The following is a 25,359-nucleotide window of genomic DNA, read 5'->3' as shown; positions in this document are numbered from 1 at the left end:
CATTACCCTGCTTTATGTTTAATTGGGATTTTTATATATCCGCTTAACAACAGAAGAACAAAATAATATAAAATTATAAAAACAACACTCATATTTTCTATACTAACCGTAGCAAAAGGAAAACTTGCAAGTATAGAAATAATATATCTAATAATACTTAAAATGATATTTAAAAAATGAAGAAGGAACATTCCAAACAAGAAATTACCAAATAATCCTCCAACAATACCTATTATCATTATAGGTGCCATTAAAGGTACTATCAATAAATTACCTATAATACTTATAATAGAAACCGTACCGAATGAATTAAGTATAATAGGTATGGTAAATAAATATGCAGATATACTTACAGAAAATAAACCTACAATATTTTTCTTAAACCTGCTTTCTTCATAAAACATTTCAAGAATTTTAAATTGTATTACCGGTGCAAGTAATATAATACCTATTACAGCACTAAAAGATAATAAAAAACTTACATTAAATAAATTAAGAGGATTAATCATAAGTAATATTATCGCTATTACAAATATATTATTAAAAGCATCATTATCTTTTTCATGTTTTAGGGATAATAACTCATTTAAAATACACAAAAACATTGCTCTAAGGGCTGAAACAGACATACCCGCAAGCATAACATACATAAATAATATCGGCGCAACAAAAAATACTCTATATTTTTTGTTTATATTAAACATAGAAATGATAAATAATATTACACCATAAATAAGTCCTACATGCAGCCCTGATACTGCAAGTACATGACTTAAACCAACAGCATTAAAGTCTTCAGTCGTTTCTTCACTTAAACTTTTATCTGAGAACATTATACCCATAATTAAATTTACATTTTCTTCATCATCAATATTTTTAAGTAAATTTAATTTAAAACTATCTCTTAGTTCAAAAATTTTATCTAAATAAAAAATTAGATGTCCACTTTTATTAAATTCAACTTTATTTGTATTTACATTTATATAATTATAAACACCTATCGTTTTTAAATATAAATTATAATCAAAATCATCAAAAACTTTTGGAGTTTTTACCTTACCTGTAAATTTATAATAATCTCCAACATTATATGTATGATAGTCATAATAAACGTTTATTAATACTTTATCTTTTATATGTACAGTTTTTCCTTCATCAAAAATATTTATATCTTTGACATAAAGCTGTGTTTTATCTTCTTTATAGACAGGTGCTTTAACAATTTTTGCGGTAAATGTAATATTTTTTTCTGCAAATTGATTTAATTCACTATTATAATTAAGTTTATAATTTGTATGAACAAAAGTAATAAGTCCAAAAATAATACAAACAATAAAAATAACTCTCAAAGAATTATTAGGAAAAAGTTTAAATAAAACAAGACACGACAAAACAAGCCCTAAAATATAAATTAAAATAGGACATTGTAAATATGCTAATATTATAGAACATAAAACATATAAAAAAAGAACTATTGCCGGTCTTTTAATATCCATAAATATCTACCTTTTTTAAATTTGTTATTAATAATTTTAACATAAATATTAATAAATTTCTTAAAAAAATAAAAAAGGGTATATAAATACCCTTTTAAATTATGCCTAAAGTTTTTATTATATTAATATTTCCCATTACTCCATAAAGCAAGCTTTCTTCATCAAAATTAAAGTTAACACTATGGAGAGGATTTACATATCCCTTGTCTTCTTCTCTTATACCAAGTTCATAAAAGAATGAAGGAACCTCCTCACTATAATAAGAAAAATCTTCAGCACTTAAAATAGCATCACCTAAAATATAATCATCACCAAACGCAGGAACAACCTTATCATAAAGTTCTTTATCATTATAAGTTACGCCATAAAAAGGTCTCCAATCATATGTGATTTTGCAGCCATAAGCTTCGCTTAATCCATCAGCCAATGCATGCATTCTCTTATCTATAATATTATAAGTGTTTTTATCAAGTGTTCTTATTGTCCCTTCCATTTCAACGTGTTCGGCAATAATATTAATTCTATCTCCACCTTTAATAGTACCTATTGTAACAAGTCCTTCTTTAATTGGATTAATATTTCTACTTACAATACTTTGAATTCCATTTATATATTGTGCTGCAATAACAATAGAGTCAACACCGTTATGAGGAGCAGCTCCATGTGAAGCTTTACCATCTATAAATACAGTAAATTCTGTTGAAGCAGCATAGAAGCCATAAGGTTTTGATGAATATTTCCCTTTTGGGATGTTTGGACTAAGATGAAGAGCAAAAACATTTTTAACATTATATTTTTTTAATTTTCCTTCTTTAATAATAAGTTTTGCTCCCCCGGGTCCTTCTTCTGCCGGTTGAAAAATTAACAATATATTTTTTTTAAGTTTATCTTTGTTTTCTGATAAATATTTTGCAAATACAAGAAGTATAGCCATATGACCATCATGACCGCAAGCATGCATCATATTACAATGTTTACTTTTAAAATCAATATCATTATTTTCTTCCATACTTAGCCCGTCCATATCACTACGGAATGCATAAGTTTCTTCGCTGCCTGCATTTATAAAACATAAAACACCTGTACTAGCTGTTTCTTCATATTTAAAACCTAAGTTTGAAAGATAAGTTTTTATATATTTGCTTGTTTCAAACTCCTTTAATCCTTCTTCTGGAATTTGATGTAAATCTCTTCTTATTTTTGTTATTTCTTCAAAATATTTTTCTTTAATCTGTTCAAACATTTTTTTCTCCAAGATATAAATTATTCTGTCTTTGTTTCATCAGTATTTGATTCTGTATTTGTTTTTGTTTCATCTGTTTTTTCTTCATTTGCCCAAGGAAGAGTTTCTGAATATTCTCTATAAACAGTATGAACAGTTCTTCCTTTTGAATCAGTATTATACAAATGTAATAAATTAGCGCCGGGATCATAATTAAAAGTATATTCTATAGTCCCATCCCCGCTTGTTGCAGTAAATTTTCCATCAGCTACTCCGCTTATTGTATATGTAGTAGTTGTAGGTGAACCTTCTTTTTTGGTAACAGTAACAACCATTGAAGATTCGTCAAGAACCATATCTGTTTTTGTTTCATCTGAAATCTTTTTCGCATGAGAATCTTCATAAATACTATCAAGTGTCCATTTGTTTTCAATATCTGAAAAATCAGTTGAATGTTCCTTAGGCTCTGTACCGCAACCGAACAGAGAAAAAAGTAATAAAGTAGTAATTAAAATACTTAATATTTTTTTTGTTGTTTTCATATAATCGTACCTCATATTTGTTTGTGATATATTGTATCATAAAGATAAGAATATTTTAAAACATTTTTATTAAAATTTAATTAACTTATCTATTGTTCCTCCACCTAAACATACATCCCCATCATAGAACACACCGATTTGTCCCGGAGTAACGCCGCTTTGTTCCTCATCAAAAATAACTTTTACTGTTTTTTCATCCAAAACTTCAACCGTTACTTTCTTTAAAGGCTGTAAATGTCTAAATCTTAAATCACATCTAAATTTCTTAGCAGGAAACTCTCCAGAAACCATATTTACATCTGTGGCAATAAAGCCATTTTTATATAATTTAGGATTTTTATCTCCTTGAACAATATATAATATATTATTTTCTAAATCCTTATCAGCAACATACCATCTTTCTCCGCTTCCACATCCGCCTACACCAAGACCTCTTCTTTGTCCTAAAGTATAGTACATTAAACCTATATGTTCACCTTTCTTTTCTCCGGTGTCCATATCAATCATATCACCTTTTTGGTTAGGCAAATAATTTTGTAGGAAATTTGTAAAATTTCTCTCTCCTATAAAACATATTCCGGTAGAATCTTTTTTCTTTGCGTTTCTAAATCCTTCTCTTTCAGCTATTTTTCTTACTTGTGATTTTTCTAAATCTCCTATTGGGAAAATAACTCTTTCAAGCTGTTTTGAACTTAATAAAGAAAGAAAATACGTTTGGTCTTTATGTTGGTCTTTTGCTTTTAAAAGTTTTGTTCCATTTTCTGTATGTTCAACCTTAGCATAATGTCCCGTTGCAATATAATCTGCATCAAGAACATTCATTGCATAATCTAAAAAACACTTAAATTTTATTTCTTTATTACATAATACATCGGGATTAGGTGTTCTGCCTTTTTTATATTCATCTAAAAAGTAAGTAAATACATTATCCCAATATTCTTTTGTAAAGTTAACGGTATAACAAGGTATGCCAATATTTAAACATACGGCTCTTGCGTCATCATAATCTTCTTCAGCACTACATTCACCATTTTCATCAGTTTCATCCCAATTTTTCATGAATAAACCAATTACATCATATCCTTGTCTTTTTAAAAGATATGCACTTACGGCACTGTCAACTCCCCCGCTCATACCAATTACAACTTTTTCCACTTATACTTCTCCTTTTATAAAACTATTCTATTATAGTTTATACCTAATTCTTTTAAAGCTCTTTCTTCTCTTGTATGACATGTAAACATAATAATTTGTTTTTCATCTGATACTGATGCCAAGTATGACAATACTTCTTTTAATCTGTAATCATCATATTGAATAAAGCAGTCATCCAATATAATAGGCATAGTACTATTAATAAGTAAATTATCTATGATACTAAAACGAAGAGCTAGATATATTTGGTCAATTGTTCCATAACTTAATGTTTCAGCATCAACCATTTGTCCACTTTCTTCATCAAGCACCATAACGTCCATATTATCATCAACTTTTACGGTAGAATATTTACCATTTGTGATTTTAGACATAATCTGTCCTAAGGTTTCGTTAATTTTAGGTGCAACGTTTGTATGAATATCTTTTGAAATACTGTTAATTGTGTCAATAGCCTTTTCAAGAGAAAGAAGTTTAAATTCAAATTCTTTAATTCTTTTTTCATATTTATTTATTTCTTCATTAATTACACATAAATTTTCATTAAAAGAATTTGATTCTTCAAGTATTCCGTTTATTCTAGATAACTTTGCGGATACATTTGTTATTTCATCATTGATTACATCAACATCGTCATCTATAATACTTCCATTATTAGATTTAACTAAATTTAAAGTATTTTCATCGACATCTTCGCCTTCAAATTTTTTAGCCAAAGCATCAATATCATTTCCGTCAATGATATTTAAAAGTAATTTATTGTTACTTTCATATCTATCTATAAGTCTGTCATATTCTTCTCTTTTTTCTAAAGCTTCTTTAAACTCTTCAACATTTGAAATATTATTTTCTATTAATATTTCATTCATCTTATAGGTATTGTTGCTTATTTTTTCTTCTAATATTTTATTTGTTCCGTCAAAATCTTCTAAGTCCATTTTATATTTTTCAAGCTTATTTTGATTAAAAGAAAATTCTTTTGCAATAACACTTTTTTCTTCTAATATTTTAATTAACTTATGAGGATCTTCTTCACCGTAATCATTAAGAATCTTGTTAATTTCAACTTCATTTAACTCAATCATATTTTGAGTTCTAATTAAAGATGTATCATATTTTTCAAATTTCTTTGATGTTTCTTTATATACACTACGTATTACAAGCTTCATAATTAAGCATATTACGGTTGCACCAAGTGCTATATAGAAATAAAGTAATAAAGATTTGCTTATTGTAAAGCTAAATGCAAGCATAAATGCAGATATTATTGCCATAACTACACAAACTATATTTATAACTTTATTTGTAGTAGATTTAGCAGAATAATCTTTTTCAACTTTAACATCTTTTTTTTCTGAAAGTCTGCCTTGAAGTCTTTCAATATTACCAAGCCTGTCTTTTAATATTTCTATATCTGAAATAATTTTATTGTAATCTTTACCTTTTGTTTCTTTATTTACTTCTTTATTTTCATCATCTAAACTTTTTAAAGCATTATTTACATATTCTTGTTTTTTTCTTAAATCGTCAATTTGTTCTTGTAAAGATTTGTTTTCACTATATAAATTTAAAAACTTTGTATATAAATCATTATTTATATCTTTATATTTTTTTAATTCCTCAATTTTTTGTCTTATCTTTTCATTATCGGCTTCAACAGATTTATATTTAAAATATGTTATTTTTTCTTTATTTCTCGCAATATCATTTATGTTTCTTAGAATATCTTTTTTCTTATTTAAAAGTTCATTTAATCTTTTTTCAAGTTTATTTGCTTCTAAATAATATTCTCTGTTTTCTTCCATTGCCTTAATAGCGTCTTCTCTTGATTTTTTTAGTTGTTCAAGTTTAATGACACTGCTACCATATTCTGATTTTGATTGCTTTCTTGTTCCTATTAAAGCTTTTTGTTTTTCTAAATAATCAATGGCTTTATTAACAGAAATTTTATTATTATTTCCCTTTTCATAATTTGCCAATGCTTCGCTTATTTCTCTTTTAAAATCTTTTTCTGTTTTGTTACCAAGTTGAGAAATTGAAATTGTATTATTATATAATACGCTGTTTAATTTTATAACAGGAGAAATAATTCTTTGTTTTGTAGATGCGTCATAAGGAAGTTTATCTGTTAAATCTTCACCTGTTATATTATCAAATAACTTAAATTCTTCATTTTGTTTATCAAAATTTCTTTCAATTCTATATTCTCTTTTACCAATATTAAACTCTAAACTACCTTTATATAAATCACTATTCCATGGTTTATATTTTTTATATTCATAAGAATAAATTTTATTTTTACTGTAAGGCTTAAAGAAACCGAAAAATACCCCTTGAATAAATTTATGCGCAGTTGATTTACCTGCTTCATTGTTACCATATATTACATTTAAACCATCTTCAAATTTTATTTCTTTATCTTTAAATTTACCAAAACTTTTAATGCCTAATTTTCTTATTTTCATCTATTTGGACCCCTCATTCAGAAGTGCATCTAGACCAAGATACAAAGCTTCAATATCTATTTCGTTTTCTCTTCCTTTTAATGCGTCAATATATAAACCTATAATATTATCCTTATTTTCGGTATAAATTTTAGGTAAGAAATAATCTGCAGAAGTATTGTCTATTATTTCTGCATAATACAATTCTTCGTTTAATCTGGTTTTAATATCATCTATGGTTACAAGTTCGCTTAATGTTCCTTGTAAATTTATTATATATAAGAAATTATCAATGTTTCCATTTGCTTTTTCTTTAACTAAATTTACGATTTCTTCTAAAGAGTCAATTCCTGTTATATCAACATTTAAAACTTCAAATTGTTTAACATTATTCTTTATTAATTTAACAGAAACTTTTTTATCTTCTATTTGACCAAAAATATATCCATGATACCCTTTTTCTGAAAAATCATGAGGTTCAAGACTACCAGGATAAACAGAATTATTTGATAATTTAACAGATTTGTGAATATGTCCAAGAGCGCAATAATCAAAACCTGATTTTTCTAATTTTGATTTACTTACAGGTAAATAATTCCCATTTGGATTTAGTAAGTCACAATGAAGTAATAATATATTAGTTTTTGTTTTATCAAGTTTAGGTATTTCCAAAATATCTTTATTATAATATTTCTTTAAAAAACTTAACCCATAAATACAAGTATTTAAGTCTTCTAATTCAACTTTTTCCAATTTATCACTATTAAAAATAGTGACATTATCAGGGAAAGAAAGTAAATTATAAAAAGATTTTTCATGTAAATAATCATGATTACCCGCAACAATAAATACCCTTACTTCAGGAATCATTTTAAATCCGTCTATTATTCTATTTACATCACTTGCTCTTACAAGTTCATCTTCAAACAAATCACCTGCAATCAAGAGAATATCAGCTTCTCTTTTTTTGCAGGCTTTAATAACTTTATTAAATGCTTTAAACAGATCCTCTCTTCTTTCTCTTGCAATGCTTTTATCAAAAGAAGATGAAAGAAAAGAGGTTCCGATATGCAAATCTGCTGTGTGTATAAATTTCATATTACATTGTCCTATCATTCAAATTTTTTATCATATTCCATGCTTTCCAAAGCAGCCAAAGCTTCTTTGTACTTATAATCATTCTCTTCTTTTAAAGATTTTATCTTGTTTTCTTTTTGTGTTTCTCTTTCTGTTTTACTTAAAAGAATAGCTTCCATAAGGTATGTGTAAAGCCATGAATTATCTTTATCTGAATTTATTAAGTATGCCAAATCATTTGCGATCGTATTTATCTTTGAGATTTCACTTATTCTTTCAATAAGCTGACCACTGACACGTTTATTTTGTTTTTTTACCTTAATAAGATTTTTTACACAAGTTAAGATATATAACTCATAACTATCATAAGAATCTTTATCTTGTAAAACTCCCGTATCAACTGCAAGATCTAATATACTTCCGTCACTGTCTAATTTTTCAAGTATATCAACCTTTGAAAAAGTTTTTCCAAGCTTTCTTTCTGATTTTGTAAGCATGGCTTCTTCTTGTTCAACTGCACCAAATCTTTTACAAATCTCATTCATATCGGAAGTATCCATATTTTGTTCGGCAGCTTTTGAAAGTAGTTCTTCATTTTCTTTAAAAATTTCTTCTTTTATTTTGGCAATACTCTTGCCTGCTTTTTTATTTGATAAAATTCTTTTTAATCTTATATAATGAAAATCGGCATACAAAGCTTGGTTTGCACAAATATAATAAGGTTTTTGCAAAATTCCTATATCAATATAATGCTTTATCATTCTTCCTGTTATGCTGTATCCGTCAGCTTTTAATCTTTGGATAAGCTCTTTCATTTTCATATAATATTCGCTCATAAATTCTCCTCTTAAAACTACCTAAATAGTTTATCTATATCAATTTTCTTACTATGCTTTATATCAATATTTAAAAGCACTTCGTCGCCTTCTTTCACCTCTTCATGAAAAAGACTTTTAGGTAAAACACCTATTTGTAAATTTTCAAATTCTATTACAACTTTATCATTTTCAAATCTGTCAATTATTCCCTTTATCATAATCACTTACTCGAATAAACTTCAATACTTCCGTTTTTATCTATTATAAATGCAATATTACCGTCTAAATCTGTTCTATATACTTTAACATCATGTTGTTCAAGTCTATTTAATGTTTCAGTTGAAGGATGAGAATATTTATTATCTTCTCCTACTCCTATCATTGCATATGTAGGTTGTATCTTTTCCAAGAATTCATCACTGGTAGATTTATAACTGCCATGATGTGCAACTTTTAAAATATCAACTTTACCAATTTTATTCATTATTTTTAGTTCTGCTTCTTCAAAAATATCTCCGGTAAACAAAACTTTTCTTCCATTTGTATTTAATACGCAAACTGCATCAGAGTTATCTAAATCACCAAGGTCCATATCTTTTGTAGGAGAAATAAATTTTATATTATCAGTATCACTTAATTTTATCTCCACTCCACTTTTTGCTTCAGTAAAATAAAGATTTTTTTCTTCCATTTTTGATAACATGTTTTTAAATGAAGAAGTAGTATGTGACATTTTTGGCATATAGACTTTTCCTACTTCAAAATTATCCAAAACATCACACATCCCACCAATATGATCAGCATGTGGATGCGTAATGATAATATAATCTATCTTTTCAATATCTCTTTCTTTCAAATGGGAAACCAAATCTTGTGCATGATCTGTCTCACCTGTATCTACTAAGATATTTCCATATTCTTCGTTACTTATTAAAAAAGCATCCCCTTGTCCAACATCAATAGCTTCAACCAAAGTACTGCCAGGTTCAATATCTGTTATATAATCATTTCCTATAAAGTTTGATAGATGTTCAAATCCACCCGTAAGAAATGATACAAGTATCACTATAAGCAGTACAACTATGCTTAAAAGTTTTTTTATTTTTGACACTTCTACTACCTTGCTATATCGTTTCTAAAATATGCACCGTCAAAAGTAATTTTGTTTACTTCGTTATATACCTTTTCTCTTGCTTCGTCTAAAGTATCTCCAACAGCACAGATATTTAGAACTCTTCCTCCGTTTGTAACAATGTCATCGCCGTCTTTTTTTGTTCCTGCATGGAAAACAATAACATCATTACTTACATTTTCAAGTCCTTTTATAACTTTTCCGTTTTCATAACTTTCTGGATATCCTCCTGATACCATAACAACACAAACAGAAGGTTTATCAGACCATACAATATCTTCTTCTTCTAAAATACCATCTGCAGTATTTAACATAATATTTGCAAGGTCACTTTCAAGTCTAAGCATAACTGCTTGTGTTTCAGGATCTCCAAAACGTACATTAAATTCAAGAACTTTTGGTTCTCCGTTATCAACCATTAAACCAATAAACAAAACACCTTTATAATCAAGTTCTTCTTTCTTAAATCCATTAATAATAGGATCTAAGATTTTTGTTCTTATTTTTGCGTTAAGTTTATCATCAAAAATTTTATTTGGTGAGTAGTTACCCATTCCACCTGTATTTAAACCTTCATCATTATCGTATGCAGGTTTATAGTCTCTGGCACTTTCCATAGGGATAATTTTATTCCCATCAACAAAGCATAAAGTAGAAAGTTCCGTACCTGTCAAGAATTCTTCGATAACAACACTGTTTCCTGATTCGCCAAAAACTTTATCTATCATAATTTCTTTTAGTGCATTAATTGCCATTTCTTTATTTTCGCAAATAATTACACCTTTTCCGGCAGCAAGACCATCTGCTTTTACAACAACCGGATATCCGAATTTTTCAAGATTTTTAACACCTTCTTCATATGTTGTTACTTCTAAATATTTAGCTGTTGGTATCTTATATTTTTCAAGGAATCTCTTTGTTAGGCCTTTGCTTCCTTCAAAAGCAGCACATTGTTTGTTAGGACCAAACACTTTTAGACCTTCCTTTTCAAATTCGTCAACGATACCCATGACTAATGGTAGTTCCGGACCTACAACAGTAAGCCCAATTTCATTTGTTTTTGCAAATTCTTTAAGTCCTTCAATATCGTCAACTTTGATATCTACGCACTCAGCAATGCTTTCAATACCGGCATTGCCAGGAGCACAGAATACTTCCGTTACAAGAGGACTCTCCTTTAATTTGTAAACTAATGCGTGTTCCCTACCACCGGAACCTACTACTAATACTTTCATTCTTAATTCTCCTTTTACGAATGTTTAAAATGTCTCATACCTGTAAATACCATGGCAATGCCATATTCATTACAAGCTTTTATTGAATCTTCATCTCTTATTGAACCACCGGGTTGAATAATTGCAGTTATTCCCGCTTCATGAGCTGCTTTTACGCAATCATCAAATGGGAAGAATGCATCAGACGCTAAAACAGAACCCTTTACACTTTCTCCGCCTTGTTTTATTGCGTTTTCAAGTGCCCAAATTCTGCTTACTTGTCCAGGGCCGTTTGCTACTAATATTTTATCTTTTGCTAAAGAAATAGCATTTGATTTTGTATGTTTTACGGCTTTCCATGCAAATATTAAATCTTGCATTTCTTTATCCGTTGGTTTTCTGTTTGTTACAACTTTAAGTTCATCACTAAGAAGTTTTGTATCTCTTGATTGCATCAAAAGACCACCCATTACTTTCTTAATATCTTTGCCATCTTGATTGAACTTAATATCTGCTAATTCCAATAATCTGATATTTTTCTTCTTTGTTAAAATTTCAATTGCATCGTCGCTGAAACTTGGAGCAACAGCAACTTCAATAAAGATATTGCTGATTTGTGTAGCAGTTTCTTTATCAATTTCTTCGTTTGCAGCAATAATTCCACCAAAGATAGATTGAGGATCTGCCTCATAACATTTTTTAAATGCATTTGAAATAGAAGCATCACTTGCTATTCCGCAAGGATTAGAATGTTTAACGGCAACAACTGTTGGTTCGTCATTATATTCTTTTAATATTTCCAAAGCACCGTTTGTATCATTTATATTGTTATATGAAAGTTCTTTACCATGAAGTTGTTTTGCTAATGGAAGAGAACCTTTCATAGGTTGAACTTCTTTATAGAACACAGCATCTTGATGCGGATTTTCTCCATATCTTAAATCTTGTGCTTTATCATAACAAAGAGTAAGAGTTTCAGGATATGAATCATCTCCAACTTTTTCTCTTAAATAGTTTGCTATTAATGTATCATAATAACTTGTAGACATAAAGACTTTTTTAGCTAAATTTAATTTTGTATCATAAGAAACTTCTCCATTTTCTTCAAGTTCCTTTAATACAACATCATAATCTTTAGGGTCAATAACAACCGCAACGTCTTGGAAATTCTTTGCAGCAGCTCTAAGCATTGTAGGTCCGCCAATATCTATATTTTCAATAGCATCTTCAAAAGTACATCCTTCTTTTAAAATTGTATTTTTGAAAGGATATAAATTTACGATAATCATATCAATAGGTTCTATTGATAAATCGAAAAGATGTTGCATATGTTCTTCATTATCTCTTTTTGCAAGAAGACCAGCCATGATTCCAGGATGAAGAGTCTTAACTCTTCCGTTTAAACATTCTGGGAAACCTGTAACTTCTTCAACAGAAATAACTTTTACACCTTCATCTTCAAGTGCTTTCTTTGTACCGCCTGTAGATATAATTTCTACACCCATTTCTTCTAATTTTCTGGCAACTTCTACAATACCTGTTTTATCAGAAACGCTTATAAGTGCTCTTTTTATCATTATATTCCTCCGTATTATTCTTTAATATAAACTATTCTGCCTCTAACTTCAAGTTTATCTAAGCAAAACAAACTTACAGCTTTAGGTAAAATCATATGTTCTACTTCAAGAACTCTCTTTTGTAAAATTTCCGGTGTATCATCATATAATACAGGAACTGTTCCTTGTATTATGATAGGTCCGGTATCAGCTCCTTCATCAGCAAAATGAACTGTTGCGCCTGTTATTTTCGCACCATATTCAAGTACTGCTTGATGAACTTTTATTCCATAATAACCTTTTCCGCAAAAAGAAGGTATTAAAGATGGATGTATGTTTATAATTCTATTTTTAAACTCTCTTGCAAATGAAGGAGATAAAATTTTCATAAATCCTGCAAGAACAATAAGGTCAATATCTCTTTTTACAAGCTCATCTTTTATAGCATCAGAAAAAGCTTGTCTTGAATCATAATCTTTGTTGTTTATAACCATTGTTTCAATATTTGCATTTTTTGCTCTTGTAAGACCATAAGCATCTTCTTCATCTGAGATTACAACATCAATTATTCCGTCTTTTTTATGAACTTTGTCTATAACAGCTTGAAGGTTACTTCCTCCTCCACTGATTAAAACCGCAATTTTTTTTAAAGACATAATTCAATTTTCTCCTCACCTTTAATAACTTCACCAAGAACAACAGCATCTTCACCAAGAGCTTTTAATTCTTCTAAAGTTTTATCACAGTCTTCATCTCTTACAACTACAACAAAACCTATACCCATGTTAAATGTTGAGAACATTTCTTTTTTATCAATATTTCCTTCTTTGCTTATTAAATCAAATATAGGAAGTACATTTACTTTGTTTGTATCAACTTTTGCACAAAGTCCATCAGGAATCACACGTGGAATATTTTCTACAAATCCACCACCTGTAATGTGGCACATACCTTTAATATCAACTTTTTCAAGTAGTGATAAAATACTTTTAACATATATTTTTGTAGGAGTAAGGAGAGTTTTCCCTATTGTATCACCAAGAGATTCTACATAAGTATCAACATCATAATCCTTTACTTCAAAGAATAATTTTCTAAGAAGAGAATATCCGTTACTATGAACACCACTTGAAGGTAATCCAATAATTTTATCTCCTTCTTTTATATCTTTTCCTGAAATAAATTTATCTTTATCTACAACACCTACACAAAAACCTGCAAGGTCATAATCATCTTCTTTATACATTCCAGGCATTTCAGCTGTTTCTCCACCTACAAGTGCACACATACCTTGTTTACAACCTTCACTTACACCTTTTACGATAGCTTCAATTTTCTTTGGATAATTTTTTCCGCAAGCAATATAATCAAGGAAAAATAAAGGTCTTGCACCATGACATAAAATATCATTTACACACATTGCAACAAGGTCAATACCTACAGTATCATGTATATCTTGTTTGTGAGCAAGAATAAGTTTTGTACCAACACCATCTGTTCCGCTTATAAGTACAGGTTTTTTATAACCTTCAGGAAGCTCAACAGCACCACCAAAGCTTCCAAGTCCAGTTAAAACATATTTACTGAAAGTTTCTTTTACATGTTTTTTTATTAGTTCAACACTTTCATATCCGGCTTCTTTATCTACACCACTGTTTTTATAAGTTAATTTTTCCACTTTATTTACTACTCCTTACCTGTTCTTCTCTAAAAGGCACTTCCATTGGATAATCTCCGTTAAAGCAAGCCATACAATATCCTTTATCAAAATCTTTTACAGTTTGTTTTAATTCATCTATTGTTAAGTAATATAATGAGTCAGCTCCGATAAACTCCTTAATTTCATCTAAAGATAATTTTGAAGAAATTAATTTATCTCTATTAGGAGTATCAATACCGAAGAAGCAACTGTAAGATGTTGGAGGAGATGCAACTCTAAAGTGAATTTCTCTTGCTCCTGCTTTTCTTAATTTGTCAACAATTCTTTTTGAAGTTGTTCCTCTTACTATTGAGTCATCTATTAAAACAACACTTTTATCTTTAACGTTTGATTTTAAAATATTTAATTTTATATCAACACCTTCCTCACGCATAGCTTGTGTAGGTTGAATGAATGTTCTTCCAATATATCTGTTTTTAATTAAACCTACACCGTAAGGAATTCCAGATTCTTCAGCATATCCGATTGCAGCAGAAACACCACTGTCAGGAACAGCCATAACAACATCTGCATTAATCTTTCCTTTATCAGCTTTAGCAAGTAATTTTCCTGCCATAGCTCTTGATTCATGAACTTCATCTCCGTCAAGAATACTATCAGGTCTTGCAAAGTATACAAGCTCAAAAATACATCTTCTTGGCTTTGCCCAATTTTCTATTTTATAACTTTCAATGTGTTTATCGCTTATAACAATAATTTCACCAGGTTCAACATCTCTTACTAAAGTTGCCCCTATTGCATCAAGAGCACAAGATTCACTGGCAAGAGCATATCCACCATTTTCAAGTTTACCAAGACATAAAGGTCTAAGTCCATATGGGTCTCTTACACCAATTAACATATCTCCCATTGTAAGAACAAGAGCATATGCACCTTTAACAATTTGACCAACTCTTTTTAATGCTTCAACTATACCGAATTTATAGTTTCTTGCTATTAAATTTGCTATAACTTCTGTGTCAGAACTTGTCATAAAGATTACACCTTCGTCTTGAAGCATATTTTTAATTGCATCAGCATTAACAAGGTTTCCGTTATGAGCTAAAGCAATTTGCCAATCTTTACAATTTACAGTAAGAGGCTGTGCATTTTTAATATCACTATCTCCTGCCGTTGAATATCTTACATGACCAATTGCAATTTCACCTTTTTGTTTTTTTAATTCTTCTGATGTAAATACATCCCCAACAAGTCCCATACCTCTGTGTTGTGTTATTTCAGTATCGTTATTTACCGCTATACCACAGCTTTCTTGTCCACGATGTTGAAGAGCATAAAGTCCTAAATATACATAAGCAGCTGTATTTTCAGGAGTATCTTGCAATACTCCCATTACACCACATTCATCTTTAAATTTATCTAATTGATACCCCAAAGTAAAATCTCCTTATTTCTTTAATTTAATAAATAATAAAGTATTCCTTATTCGCTTATTCTTCCTAAAACTTCTTTATAAGTTTCTTCTACATCACCAAGGTCTCTTCTGAATCTGTCTTTATCCATTTTTCTGTTTGTATCTTTATCCCATAATCTACATGTATCAGGAGAAATTTCGTCAGCTAAAACGATTTTTCCATTATATCTACCAAATTCGATTTTAAAATCGATTAATTTTAAGTTGTGTTTTAAGAAGAAATCTTTTAGTAATTCATTAATTTTAAATGTATATTCTTTGATTGTATCAATTTCTTCTTGTGTTGCAAGTCCCATTGCAAGAACATGATAATCGTTAATTAAAGGATCATCAAAATCATCGTTTTTATAACAGAATTCAAATACTGTAGGATTTAGTTCTTTTCCTTCTTCAAGTCCTAAGTTTTTACAAATTGAACCTGCTGCAACATTTCTTATAATAACTTCTACAGGTACAATTTCAACAGCTTTTACAAGTTGATGAGTATCGTCAAGAACTTTGATTAAGTGTGTAGGAACACCGGCTTCTTCAAGCATACCAAAGATTATACCTGTAAATTTATTATTTACAATACCTTTGTTTGCAATTGTATCTTTTTTCTTACCGTTAAACGCTGTTGCATCATCTTTATATTCGATGATATATTCATCTGCTTTTTCTGTTTTAAATACTTTTTTTGCTTTTCCTTCATATAACATTTCTAATTTTTCCATTTTTAACACTCCTTAAATTCTTTCTTGTAATTTTTTATCTTTTTCAACTACTTCTTCTTCCATTTTTACTTTGTAGTCTTCAAGTTTTTTATCCAAGTCTTTATCTTTAAGCGCCATCATTTGAATAGCTAATAAAGCCGCATTTTCAGCTCCATCAACAGCAACTGTTGCAACAGGAATTCCTTTTGGCATTTGAACAATGCTTAAAAGAGAATCCATACCACCCATTAATGAAGTTTTAATTGGAATTCCAATTACAGGCAGAGTTGTCATTGCTGCCAAAACTCCTCCTAAATGAGCAGCTTTTCCCGCTGCCGCTATTATTACTTCAAATCCGTTTGCTTTTGCATTTCTTGCAAACTCTTCAGCTTGTCTTGGTGTTCTGTGAGCTGAAATAACTCTTGCTTCATATTCAACACCAAATTCTTTTAACACTTTTAAACCTTTTTCTACAACTCCAAGATCAGAGTCGCTTCCCATAATAACTGCTACTTTTCCCATTAGTTTCTCCTTTTATTTGAAATATTCTACACCACTTAAGAAAATATTTTGTTCCATTTCTCCATAAATATTTTTATATAAGTTGCTTCCTTTTCTTTCACTGTGTCCCATCTTACCTAAAATTCTTCCATCAGGTGATGTGATACCTTCTATTGCACATACACTTCCGTTTTGATTAACTTTTGGTGAAACAGATAAATTACCGCTTTCATCTGTGTATTGTGTTGCAACTTGTCCGTTATCTATAAGTTTTTGTAAAACTTCTTCATTACATACAAATCTTCCTTCTCCATGAGATATAGGATTTACAAATGTTTCCCCTACTTTTACATTTTTAAACCATGGAGATAAGTTTGATGCAACTTTTATATATGAAATATTTGCTATGTGTCTGTTTATTAAGTTAAATGTAAGAGTTGGGCTTGTTTCATCAAGATCTCTTATTTCTCCGTAAGGAACAAGACCTGTTTTGATTAAAGCTTGGAAGCCGTTACAAATACCAAGCATTAAGCCGTCTCTGTTTTTAAGTAAATCCATAACCGCATCTTTTATTCTTTCATTTTTAAATACGCTTACGATAAACTTAGCAGAACCATCAGGTTCATCACCGGCTGAGAAACCGCCGGGTAGGGCAATAATTTGAGAATTTCTTATTCTCTTTTCAAGTTCGATTACAGAATCTTCTATATCGTTTTGAGTTTTGTTTTTAAATACAAATATATCACTGTTTCCGCCTGCTTCATTAAAAGCTTTTGCAGTATCATATTCGCAGTTTGTTCCAGGGAATACGGGAACGATAACTTTTGGAGAAGCAATGCTTGTTTTTCTTGTTATTATACTTCCTTTTGTATAACTGATTTCTTTTACGTCTGTTTCAATTCCGCTGTCAATTGGGAATACGCTAAGCAATGGATTTTCCCATTCTTTTATAAGCATTTCAAGGTCAAGAACTTCACCTTTAACTCTTATTTCTTTTTCGCTTATTGTTTTACCAAGCAAAACAGCATTTTCGCTTTCTATTGTTTCGCTTGTTTCAATAATGATATCACCATAATTTTTAGCATAAATATCATAGTCTGAATCTGAGAATTCAAAACCGATTTTATTACCGAAACACATTTTTGAAACAGCTTCACAAGCTCCGCCGACAGTTATTGATTTTGAAGCTTTTACTTTTCCTTGTTCAATTAATTCATGAACCAAATCAAAGGCTTTTCTTACGCTTTCAAACTCAGGAGTGTTATTTTCTGTTTTATTTATTTTAATTACATATACATTATTTCCTGCATTCTTAAATTCACTGCTTACAACTTTATCAGCATTTACAATACCAACAGCAAATGAAACAAGTGTTGGAGGAACATCTATATCTTCAAAAGAACCAGACATACTGTCTTTTCCTCCGATTGCAGGAGTATTAAGTTCAAGTTGAACTTTTAAAGCACCAAGAAGTGCAATAAATGGTTTTGCCCATCTTGTAGGGTCTTTTCTAAGTCTTTCAAAATATTCTTGGAATGAAAGTCTTAATTTTTTATAATCAGCACCTATTGCAACTGCTTTTGAAACAGAAGAAACAACTGCATAAATTGAACCAAGATATGGATTTTCACTTAATAATTCAGGGTCAAATCCATTTGTCATTACAGTTGCAGTTTTTGTATCTCCTTTTTCAAGAGGCACTTTAGCTACCATTCCATCAACTTCACTTAACATATATTTTCCGCCGTAAGGCATCAAAACATTGTTTGCCCCGATAGTATTGTCAAAATATTCAACAAGTCCTTTTTGAGAACAAACATTGTGGTTTTTAAGTATATTTATAAAGTTTTCTTTATTTGTTTTATTTTTATCAGCTAAAGAAGATATAACATTTGAAGTTTTTCCAACTTTAATGCTTGCATTTTTGCTTGCTCCGTTAGTATCAACAAAACTTCTTTTGATTTTTAAGACTTCTTCGCCGTCTTTTGTCATTATGATATTACCGTCATTAGTTACTGTTGCAACTTGAACGGCTTCAAGATTTTCTTTTCTTGCAGCTTCTATGAATTTTTCTTTGTCTTCTTTTGCTATTACAACGGCCATTCTCTCTTGAGATTCACTTATTGCAATTTCAGTAGCATCAAGACCTTCATATTTTTTAAGTACACTATCAAGATTAATATTTAAGCTGTCTGCAAGTTCACCTACTGCAACACTTACTCCGCCTGCACCGAAGTCGTTACATTTTTTAATCATTTTTGCAACTTCATCAGTTCTAAATAATCTTTGAAGTTTTCTTTCTTCTATAGGATTACCTTTTTGTACTTCACTTCCTGCAGTTAATACTGATTTTTCAGTATGTTCTTTTGAAGAACCGCTGGCACCTCCGATACCGTCTCTACCTGTTCTTCCGCCAACAAGAACGATTATATCTCCTGGATCAGATGTAAGTCTTTTTACGTTTTCTTCTTTTGCAGCAGCTATAACTGCACCAATTTCCATCCTTTTAGCTACATAATTTGGATGATAATATTCTTTAACTTGTCCTGTTTGAAGTCCGATTTGGTTTCCGTATGAAGAGAAACCATGACAAGCACCTGTTGTAATTTTTCTTTGTGAAAGTTTACCTTTTAAAGTTTTATCATATGCTACAGTAGGGTCTGCACTACCGGTAACTCTCATTGATTGATATACATAACTTCTACCTGAAAGCGGATCTCTTATTGCCCCACCAAGACAAGTAGCTGCTCCACCGAATGGTTCTATTTCTGTTGGGTGGTTATGTGTTTCATTTTTAAACATAATAAGATATTTTTCATCTTTTCCATCAACATCTACATCAGCTCTTATACTGCAAGCATTTATCTCATCACTTTCTTCAAGATCCTTTAATAAACCTCTTGCTTTTATTTCTTTTGTTCCGATTACTGCCATATCCATAAGAGTAACAGGTTTATTTTTACCTACATATAATTTATCTCTAAGAGCCATATATTCATCATATGTCTCTTTAATTTCATCATTTATTCCACCAGCTTCAATATCAATATCTGTTAAATGAGTAGAAAAAGTTGTATGACGACAATGGTCAGACCAATAAGTATCAAGAACTCTTATTTCTGTAAGAGTAGGATTTCTTTTTTCATCATTCTTAAAATATTCTCTTATAAGTTTTAGGTCATTTATATCCATTGCAAGACCCATTTCACTTAAAAGATTTTCAAGATATTCATCATCAGAATCTATGAAACCTTCAATTATAGGAGTTTTTTTAACTTCTACTTTTTCATCTTCCATATCGATTTTGCTGTCAACTTCGACTTCTCTTGAATCGACAGGATTTATTAAATAATTTTTAATTTTTAATAATTCATCATTACTGATATCGCCATAAAGAACATAAATTCTTGCATTTTTAACCTTTAATTGTTCATTGTTCATAATTAAATTAGCACATTGTTCTGCAGAATCTGCTCTTTGGTCATATTGTCCCGGAAGGTATTCTATACCAAATAATGTTGCACCGCTAAATTCAGGCAATTTATCAACATAAATATTATCAACGTTAACTTCACTTAAAACATTGTTAACCAAATTTTCAAAATGTTCTTCACCGTCAACTAAAATATCATATCTATTAAATATGTTTACTTTAGTTAAAGAAGAAATATTTAAGTTGATTTTTAAATCACTTAATAAATTTGCACCTGAGGTATCAAACCCATCCTTTTTACCTATAAATACTCTTTTTATCATCTCTTACTCCAAATCATGTAATAATATTATTAAAAAAGTTAAACTTTTATGTATTAATTAATAATAACATATTTTTATATATTTTAATTAGTATTTTTATATATTTTTATATAAAAAGTTAAAAAAATTTATATATTTCTTATATAAATATTATATTTTTTTAACGAAAAAAAGGACAAAGATATTATCTCTGTCCATAAAATTATTTTTTATTTATTTAACAAATTTCTTTCTTAAAGCATATCCCATTCCAAAGATACTCACACCTAACAATATCACATAAAGATATATATTGCTTTCATCTGATGTTTTCACTCCACCTTGTATGTCATTATTATTTGATGTATTATCACTATTACCACTATTATTACCATTGTTATTACCGTTATTTCCATCATCTATAACTGTAGTAACTATTTTATATTCAGGCGAAGGTAAACTTATAGTCGTAAATTCACTATCTTCAGTTATTGTTCCACCGTCTATATTTAATTTTTTATATGTAATGTCACATTTTTCATTTGTGTAATATGTTCCGGCTATATCCTCTTTATTTAGTGCCTCTGTATTTAAACTTTCATAAAAGCTTATTCTATATCCTTTTTCAGTTACTATTTCAGGTGTAAATGTAAGTGTTCTTTGGTCTTCGCTTATTGTTGCTATATCAGCTGGTATATCGGCTATGTTTGTATATTCAACCCCATCTATTGTTATTGGATGTTCACTGTCTACTCTTAAGGTAAATCCTTTGTCAATTACATCTGTTACTTCCATTTTTGGATATCCACTTAATGAATCTGCAAGAGAACTAAATACATTATTAAGCTCATCTAAGTCAGCACAGTAACTATACAATTCACTTGAAGAAGCCATGTTGCTTAATAATGTTGATGCAGAAGACATAATATTTATTGTATATATTTTTGTATTTGGTAAACTTTTTATATATTTATAATTAGCATTATTAACAGTGAATGAATCTGTCGGCATACCATCGCTAATAAATATTACATTTAAAGGAACATCCGTACTTTCTCTTTTTTCTATTAATGCTTTTGCAGCAGAGAATCCAGTCCCATAATCTGTTCCAAGAGCTAACTGTGTATCTTTTAATATAGGTTCTAACATATCTAAGTCATTAGAAAAATCTACATTATCTCTTAAAGTATAACAAAAACTTACAAATGCAACTCTATTGTTTGGATTTGATTCTATTAAATTTTTAGTTATATTCCATATACCTGCATGAGCTACATTTCCTTTATCAATACATCCATAAGGATTATCAACACGTGGAGACCCCATCGATGTATAATCTGGTGGTATATGAGTATAAGATCCGTCAGATTTTTTACAATAATGATTATCTATTAAATAAGTAATTGTACTTCTATCAGCTATTAAATTTAACCCTAAATCAGAATTAACTTTTGTAAAAATAGAAGATGACCAACCATTAAAAGGTAATGCCATATAATCTGATAATTTAAAATATGTATCTTCGGTTGCTCCGTATTTTCCTTTCTCAACCTTATAGTAATGATCCACATTTTGACATGGAGATGCACCACCACCATTTATACCTAAACCATCTTCTGTCTTACTCGTATACGACCCCATACTTCCTGATTCATCGAGAATAAAAATAGTATCGCTTTCTGTTTGAACACCCTTTGCTGTTAAATCAATATTGATTTTTACTGTTCTCTCTTCTTTATCTTTTTCATTTTCAAAATATCCGTTTTTACTTCCTGTAACTTCACCAGCCGAAATAGTTCCGTTAAGATCGGTTAATTGTTCTTCTAATGTAGGAATATTTCCTACCTGACTTTGTTCACCATTATTATATAATTCTTCTGAAACAATGATTTTGTTCGTATTTATAGTCGTATTTGATGCACTTACAGGACTAACAAGGCTTAACATAATAAATCCACATAAAATTAATGCAAAAATCTTTTTCATAAATATCTCCTTTTCCTTTGTTTTATCACAATAAGCATACTTTTAGAGACATTCATGATATTATTATTTTATATATGATTTTGCATATTTTTATATTTTTATGCAGAATTATCTTATTAATATTCACTTATCTATTGTCACTTTTTTTATAGTTTTTTTACAAAAAACTCTCCTTAAAGGAGAGCTTTTTGTTATACACCCTGCTTATTTAGTCTAATAAGTTCTGTAGGTGTAAAGTTATGTTTTGGGGTGTATCCCTCGATTGGCATTATATTTTCATGAAAGGCGTCAATAATCCAATCGCTTTGAGGGAAGAAAGTATGATCAAGTTCATGCGCAGGAGTAATCCAGTTTTTAGCTCCCACAACAACAGCAGGTCCGTCAAGATAATCAAAAGCAAGTCTTGTAATATTACTTGCCATATCTTGAAGATATGAACCTCTTTCACATGCATCTGATGCAAGAATAATTTTGCCTGTTTTCTTAACAGATTCTATTACTTTTTCATAGTTAAACGGAACAAGACTTCTTGCATCTATTACTTCTGCACTTATTCCATATTCTTCAAGTTTATCAGCAGCTTCTAATGCTGTATATAATGTAGGACCGATTGTAAGTATTGTAACATCGTTTCCTTTTCTCTTTATGCTTGGTTCACCAAATTCTATTTCATAATAGCATTCTGGAACACTTTCTTCAAATTCTTCACCTTTGTCATACATTTTTTGACTTTCAACAAATATAACAGGATCTGTTCCTCTAAGTGCTGAATTCATAAGACCTTTTGCATCATAAGGAGTATTTGGATAAACAACTTTTAGTCCTGGAATATGTGTGCAAAGTCCGCTCCAGTCCTGAGAATGTTGTGCCCCATATTTATTTCCAACAGGAAGTCTAAGTATTACAGGAATCTTAAGTACTCCGGCACTCATTGCATGCCATTTTGCCATTTGATTAAATACTTCATCTCCACATCTACCGATAAAATCAGCATACATAAGTTCTGCAATAACTCTTCCCCCTGCCATAGCATAACCTACGGCTGTTCCGACTATGGCAGCTTCAGAAATAGGAGAATTGAATAATCTGTGATATGGAAGAGCTTCTGTTAATCCTCTATATACTGCAAAAGCACCTCCCCAGTCACGACATTCTTCGCCGTAGGCAATAAGTGTAGAGTCATTTTTATAACCTTCAACTATCGCTTCAAACAAACCATCCCTTATTTGGAAAACTTTGTTTTTAGATACTTTTTTACCATCTTCATCATAAGCACTTCTTACTTTTCTTTCTATTGCTTTTATTCTTGGATTATCTTCAAGATTAATTTCAGGAACTCTGCTTTCATCTCTGTTTACTATTTTTTCATTAGAAAACATAATATTTTCCATAAGTTCAGGATGATTATCAAGATCCATTCTTGGTGATATTTCAGGATCGATTGAAAGTTTAACAGCTTTTTTAATATCTTCTCTTACTGCAAGTTCTATTTCCTTTAAATCTTCCTTAGTGCATACACCAGCTTCTACCATTTGATTTCCGAAATCAATTATTGAATCTTGTTCTTCCCATGCAGCAATTTCTTCTTTTGTTCTATATGTAGAAGAGTCTGATGGAGAGTGACCTGAGAATCTATAAGTAACAACTTCAAGAAGTACCGGACCTTCTCCGCTTTCAACTTTTTTTCTCTTTCTTCTATATGCATCTATAACAGCAAGAGGATTATAACCGTCAACCCTTTCAGCATGCATTTGGTTAGGAGTAACCCCAGCCCCTAATCTTGCAACCATGCCATAAGCCATTGTTTCACCTTTAGTTTGACCACCCATACCATAACTATTATTAAATACATTATAAATAATAGGAAGTCCGCCGTTAAATCCATCTTCCCAAAGCTCTCTAAATTGATCCATACTTGCGAAGTTCATTGATTCATATACAGGACCGCATCCAATTGCACCATCTCCACAGTTTGCAATTACTATACCTTTTTTCTGATTTGCTCTTTTATATAATGCAGCACCTGTAGCTATAGGAGCAGAGCCCCCTACAATGGCATTATTAGGATAAAGACCAAAAGGTAAGAAATAAGCATGCATTGAACCACCAAGACCTTTTGAAAAACCAGTTTCTTTTGCAAATATTTCAGCTAAAAATCCATATAAATAAAATTCTCTTGCTATATCTTTTACATCAGTTGAAGTTGTATTTTCTTTTATTATTTTATAGATTTTTCCACCATCAAATTCTTCCATTATTTTAGTTAATTCTTCATCGCTTAATTTTTCTATGGCAGATAAACCTTTCGCCAAAACTTCACCATGAGAACGATGAGAACCGAAAGAATAATCATCAATGGTTAAATCAAAAGCTTGACCTACATAAGCAGCTTCCTGTCCAATGGCAAGATGAGCAGGTCCGGGATTATTATATTCCATTCCTTCATATTCGCTTCTTGTTTTTATTAAGTTAAGCATTGTTTCAAATTCTCTGATATACCACATATCTCTGTATATTCTTTTAAATTCATCAGTAGAGAATTCATCAAGTACATCTTTAACCTTTTTTTGATAATCATTAACTTTTATATCTTCGAATTTTATCGTGCCTTTTTTTCTAACTTCGTTTGGGTCAACATATAAACTCTTAGTCATT

The 25,359-nt window shown here is 30.0% G+C and carries 19 protein-coding genes; all 19 read right to left on the bottom strand.

The window, feature by feature from the left end; genetic code table 11:
- Nucleotides 1-2: 2 nt before the first annotated feature.
- Nucleotides 3-1,496, bottom strand: a complete 1,494-nt coding sequence (locus V2W16_RS08125) for a ComEC/Rec2 family competence protein (RefSeq protein ID WP_329384133.1) — start codon at nucleotides 1,494-1,496, stop codon at nucleotides 3-5.
- 94 nt (nucleotides 1,497-1,590) lie between these two features.
- Nucleotides 1,591-2,739: a M20 metallopeptidase family protein gene (locus tag V2W16_RS08120; RefSeq protein WP_329384130.1), complete on the bottom strand. Its 1,149-nt coding sequence runs from the start codon at nucleotides 2,737-2,739 to the stop codon at nucleotides 1,591-1,593.
- 20 nt (nucleotides 2,740-2,759) lie between these two features.
- Nucleotides 2,760-3,260: a hypothetical protein gene (locus V2W16_RS08115; RefSeq protein ID WP_329384127.1), complete on the bottom strand. Its 501-nt coding sequence runs from the start codon at nucleotides 3,258-3,260 to the stop codon at nucleotides 2,760-2,762.
- A 69-nt stretch (nucleotides 3,261-3,329) separates the two neighbouring features.
- A complete protein-coding gene (gene mnmA, locus V2W16_RS08110) occupies nucleotides 3,330-4,415 on the bottom strand; it encodes a tRNA 2-thiouridine(34) synthase MnmA (protein WP_329384124.1) in 1,086 nt (361 codons plus the stop codon).
- Between the two features lie 14 nt (nucleotides 4,416-4,429).
- Entirely contained in the window at nucleotides 4,430-6,880 is a 2,451-nt protein-coding gene (locus V2W16_RS08105; RefSeq protein ID WP_329384121.1) for an ATP-binding protein, read from the bottom strand.
- The gene (locus tag V2W16_RS08100) at nucleotides 6,881-7,957 is read right to left on the bottom strand and encodes a metallophosphoesterase family protein (RefSeq protein WP_329384118.1); all 1,077 of its coding nucleotides are present in this window, start codon (nucleotides 7,955-7,957) and stop codon (nucleotides 6,881-6,883) included. It abuts the gene before it with no gap.
- 14 nt (nucleotides 7,958-7,971) lie between these two features.
- Nucleotides 7,972-8,772 carry a hypothetical protein gene (locus V2W16_RS08095; protein WP_329384115.1) on the bottom strand — a complete coding sequence of 267 codons (801 nt, stop codon included), beginning with the start codon at nucleotides 8,770-8,772 and terminating at the stop codon, nucleotides 7,972-7,974.
- Between the two features lie 17 nt (nucleotides 8,773-8,789).
- On the bottom strand, nucleotides 8,790-8,972 hold the full coding sequence (locus V2W16_RS08090) for a DUF3006 family protein (protein ID WP_329384112.1): 183 nt from the start codon (nucleotides 8,970-8,972) through the stop codon (nucleotides 8,790-8,792).
- Between the two features lie 2 nt (nucleotides 8,973-8,974).
- Nucleotides 8,975-9,865 carry a ComEC/Rec2 family competence protein gene (locus tag V2W16_RS08085; protein ID WP_329384109.1) on the bottom strand — a complete coding sequence of 297 codons (891 nt, stop codon included), beginning with the start codon at nucleotides 9,863-9,865 and terminating at the stop codon, nucleotides 8,975-8,977.
- Between the two features lie 5 nt (nucleotides 9,866-9,870).
- On the bottom strand, nucleotides 9,871-11,121 hold the full coding sequence (purD, locus tag V2W16_RS08080; protein WP_329384107.1) for a phosphoribosylamine--glycine ligase: 1,251 nt from the start codon (nucleotides 11,119-11,121) through the stop codon (nucleotides 9,871-9,873).
- A 14-nt stretch (nucleotides 11,122-11,135) separates the two neighbouring features.
- Entirely contained in the window at nucleotides 11,136-12,677 is a 1,542-nt protein-coding gene (gene purH / locus V2W16_RS08075; protein ID WP_329384104.1) for a bifunctional phosphoribosylaminoimidazolecarboxamide formyltransferase/IMP cyclohydrolase, read from the bottom strand.
- 14 nt (nucleotides 12,678-12,691) lie between these two features.
- Nucleotides 12,692-13,312 (bottom strand): phosphoribosylglycinamide formyltransferase, encoded by a 621-nt coding sequence (purN, locus tag V2W16_RS08070; protein ID WP_138269129.1) that lies wholly within the window; start codon nucleotides 13,310-13,312, stop codon nucleotides 12,692-12,694.
- A complete protein-coding gene (gene purM, locus V2W16_RS08065; protein WP_329384099.1) occupies nucleotides 13,303-14,334 on the bottom strand; it encodes a phosphoribosylformylglycinamidine cyclo-ligase in 1,032 nt (343 codons plus the stop codon). Before purM ends, purN begins: the two co-directional genes overlap by 10 nt.
- A gap of 1 nt (nucleotide 14,335) precedes the next feature.
- Entirely contained in the window at nucleotides 14,336-15,709 is a 1,374-nt protein-coding gene (gene purF / locus V2W16_RS08060) for an amidophosphoribosyltransferase (RefSeq protein ID WP_329384185.1), read from the bottom strand.
- Nucleotides 15,710-15,798: 89 nt separating this feature from the next.
- Nucleotides 15,799-16,503 (bottom strand): phosphoribosylaminoimidazolesuccinocarboxamide synthase, encoded by a 705-nt coding sequence (gene purC / locus V2W16_RS08055; protein WP_329384096.1) that lies wholly within the window; start codon nucleotides 16,501-16,503, stop codon nucleotides 15,799-15,801.
- Between the two features lie 12 nt (nucleotides 16,504-16,515).
- The gene (purE, locus tag V2W16_RS08050) at nucleotides 16,516-17,004 is read right to left on the bottom strand and encodes a 5-(carboxyamino)imidazole ribonucleotide mutase (RefSeq protein ID WP_138269132.1); all 489 of its coding nucleotides are present in this window, start codon (nucleotides 17,002-17,004) and stop codon (nucleotides 16,516-16,518) included.
- A 12-nt stretch (nucleotides 17,005-17,016) separates the two neighbouring features.
- Entirely contained in the window at nucleotides 17,017-20,739 is a 3,723-nt protein-coding gene (locus tag V2W16_RS08045; protein ID WP_329384091.1) for a phosphoribosylformylglycinamidine synthase, read from the bottom strand.
- A gap of 213 nt (nucleotides 20,740-20,952) precedes the next feature.
- Nucleotides 20,953-22,704: a vWA domain-containing protein gene (locus V2W16_RS08040; protein WP_329384088.1), complete on the bottom strand. Its 1,752-nt coding sequence runs from the start codon at nucleotides 22,702-22,704 to the stop codon at nucleotides 20,953-20,955.
- A 191-nt stretch (nucleotides 22,705-22,895) separates the two neighbouring features.
- Entirely contained in the window at nucleotides 22,896-25,358 is a 2,463-nt protein-coding gene (locus V2W16_RS08035; RefSeq protein ID WP_329384085.1) for an alpha-ketoacid dehydrogenase subunit alpha/beta, read from the bottom strand.
- Nucleotide 25,359 lies beyond the last annotated feature (1 nt).

Origin of the sequence: Anaerofustis butyriciformans (genome assembly GCF_036289385.1) — a bacterium.
GTDB lineage: Bacteria > Bacillota > Clostridia > Eubacteriales > Anaerofustaceae > Anaerofustis > Anaerofustis butyriciformans.
The sequence above is the reverse complement of the archived record's forward strand: the minus strand, read 5'-3'. Positions and strand labels throughout refer to the sequence as shown.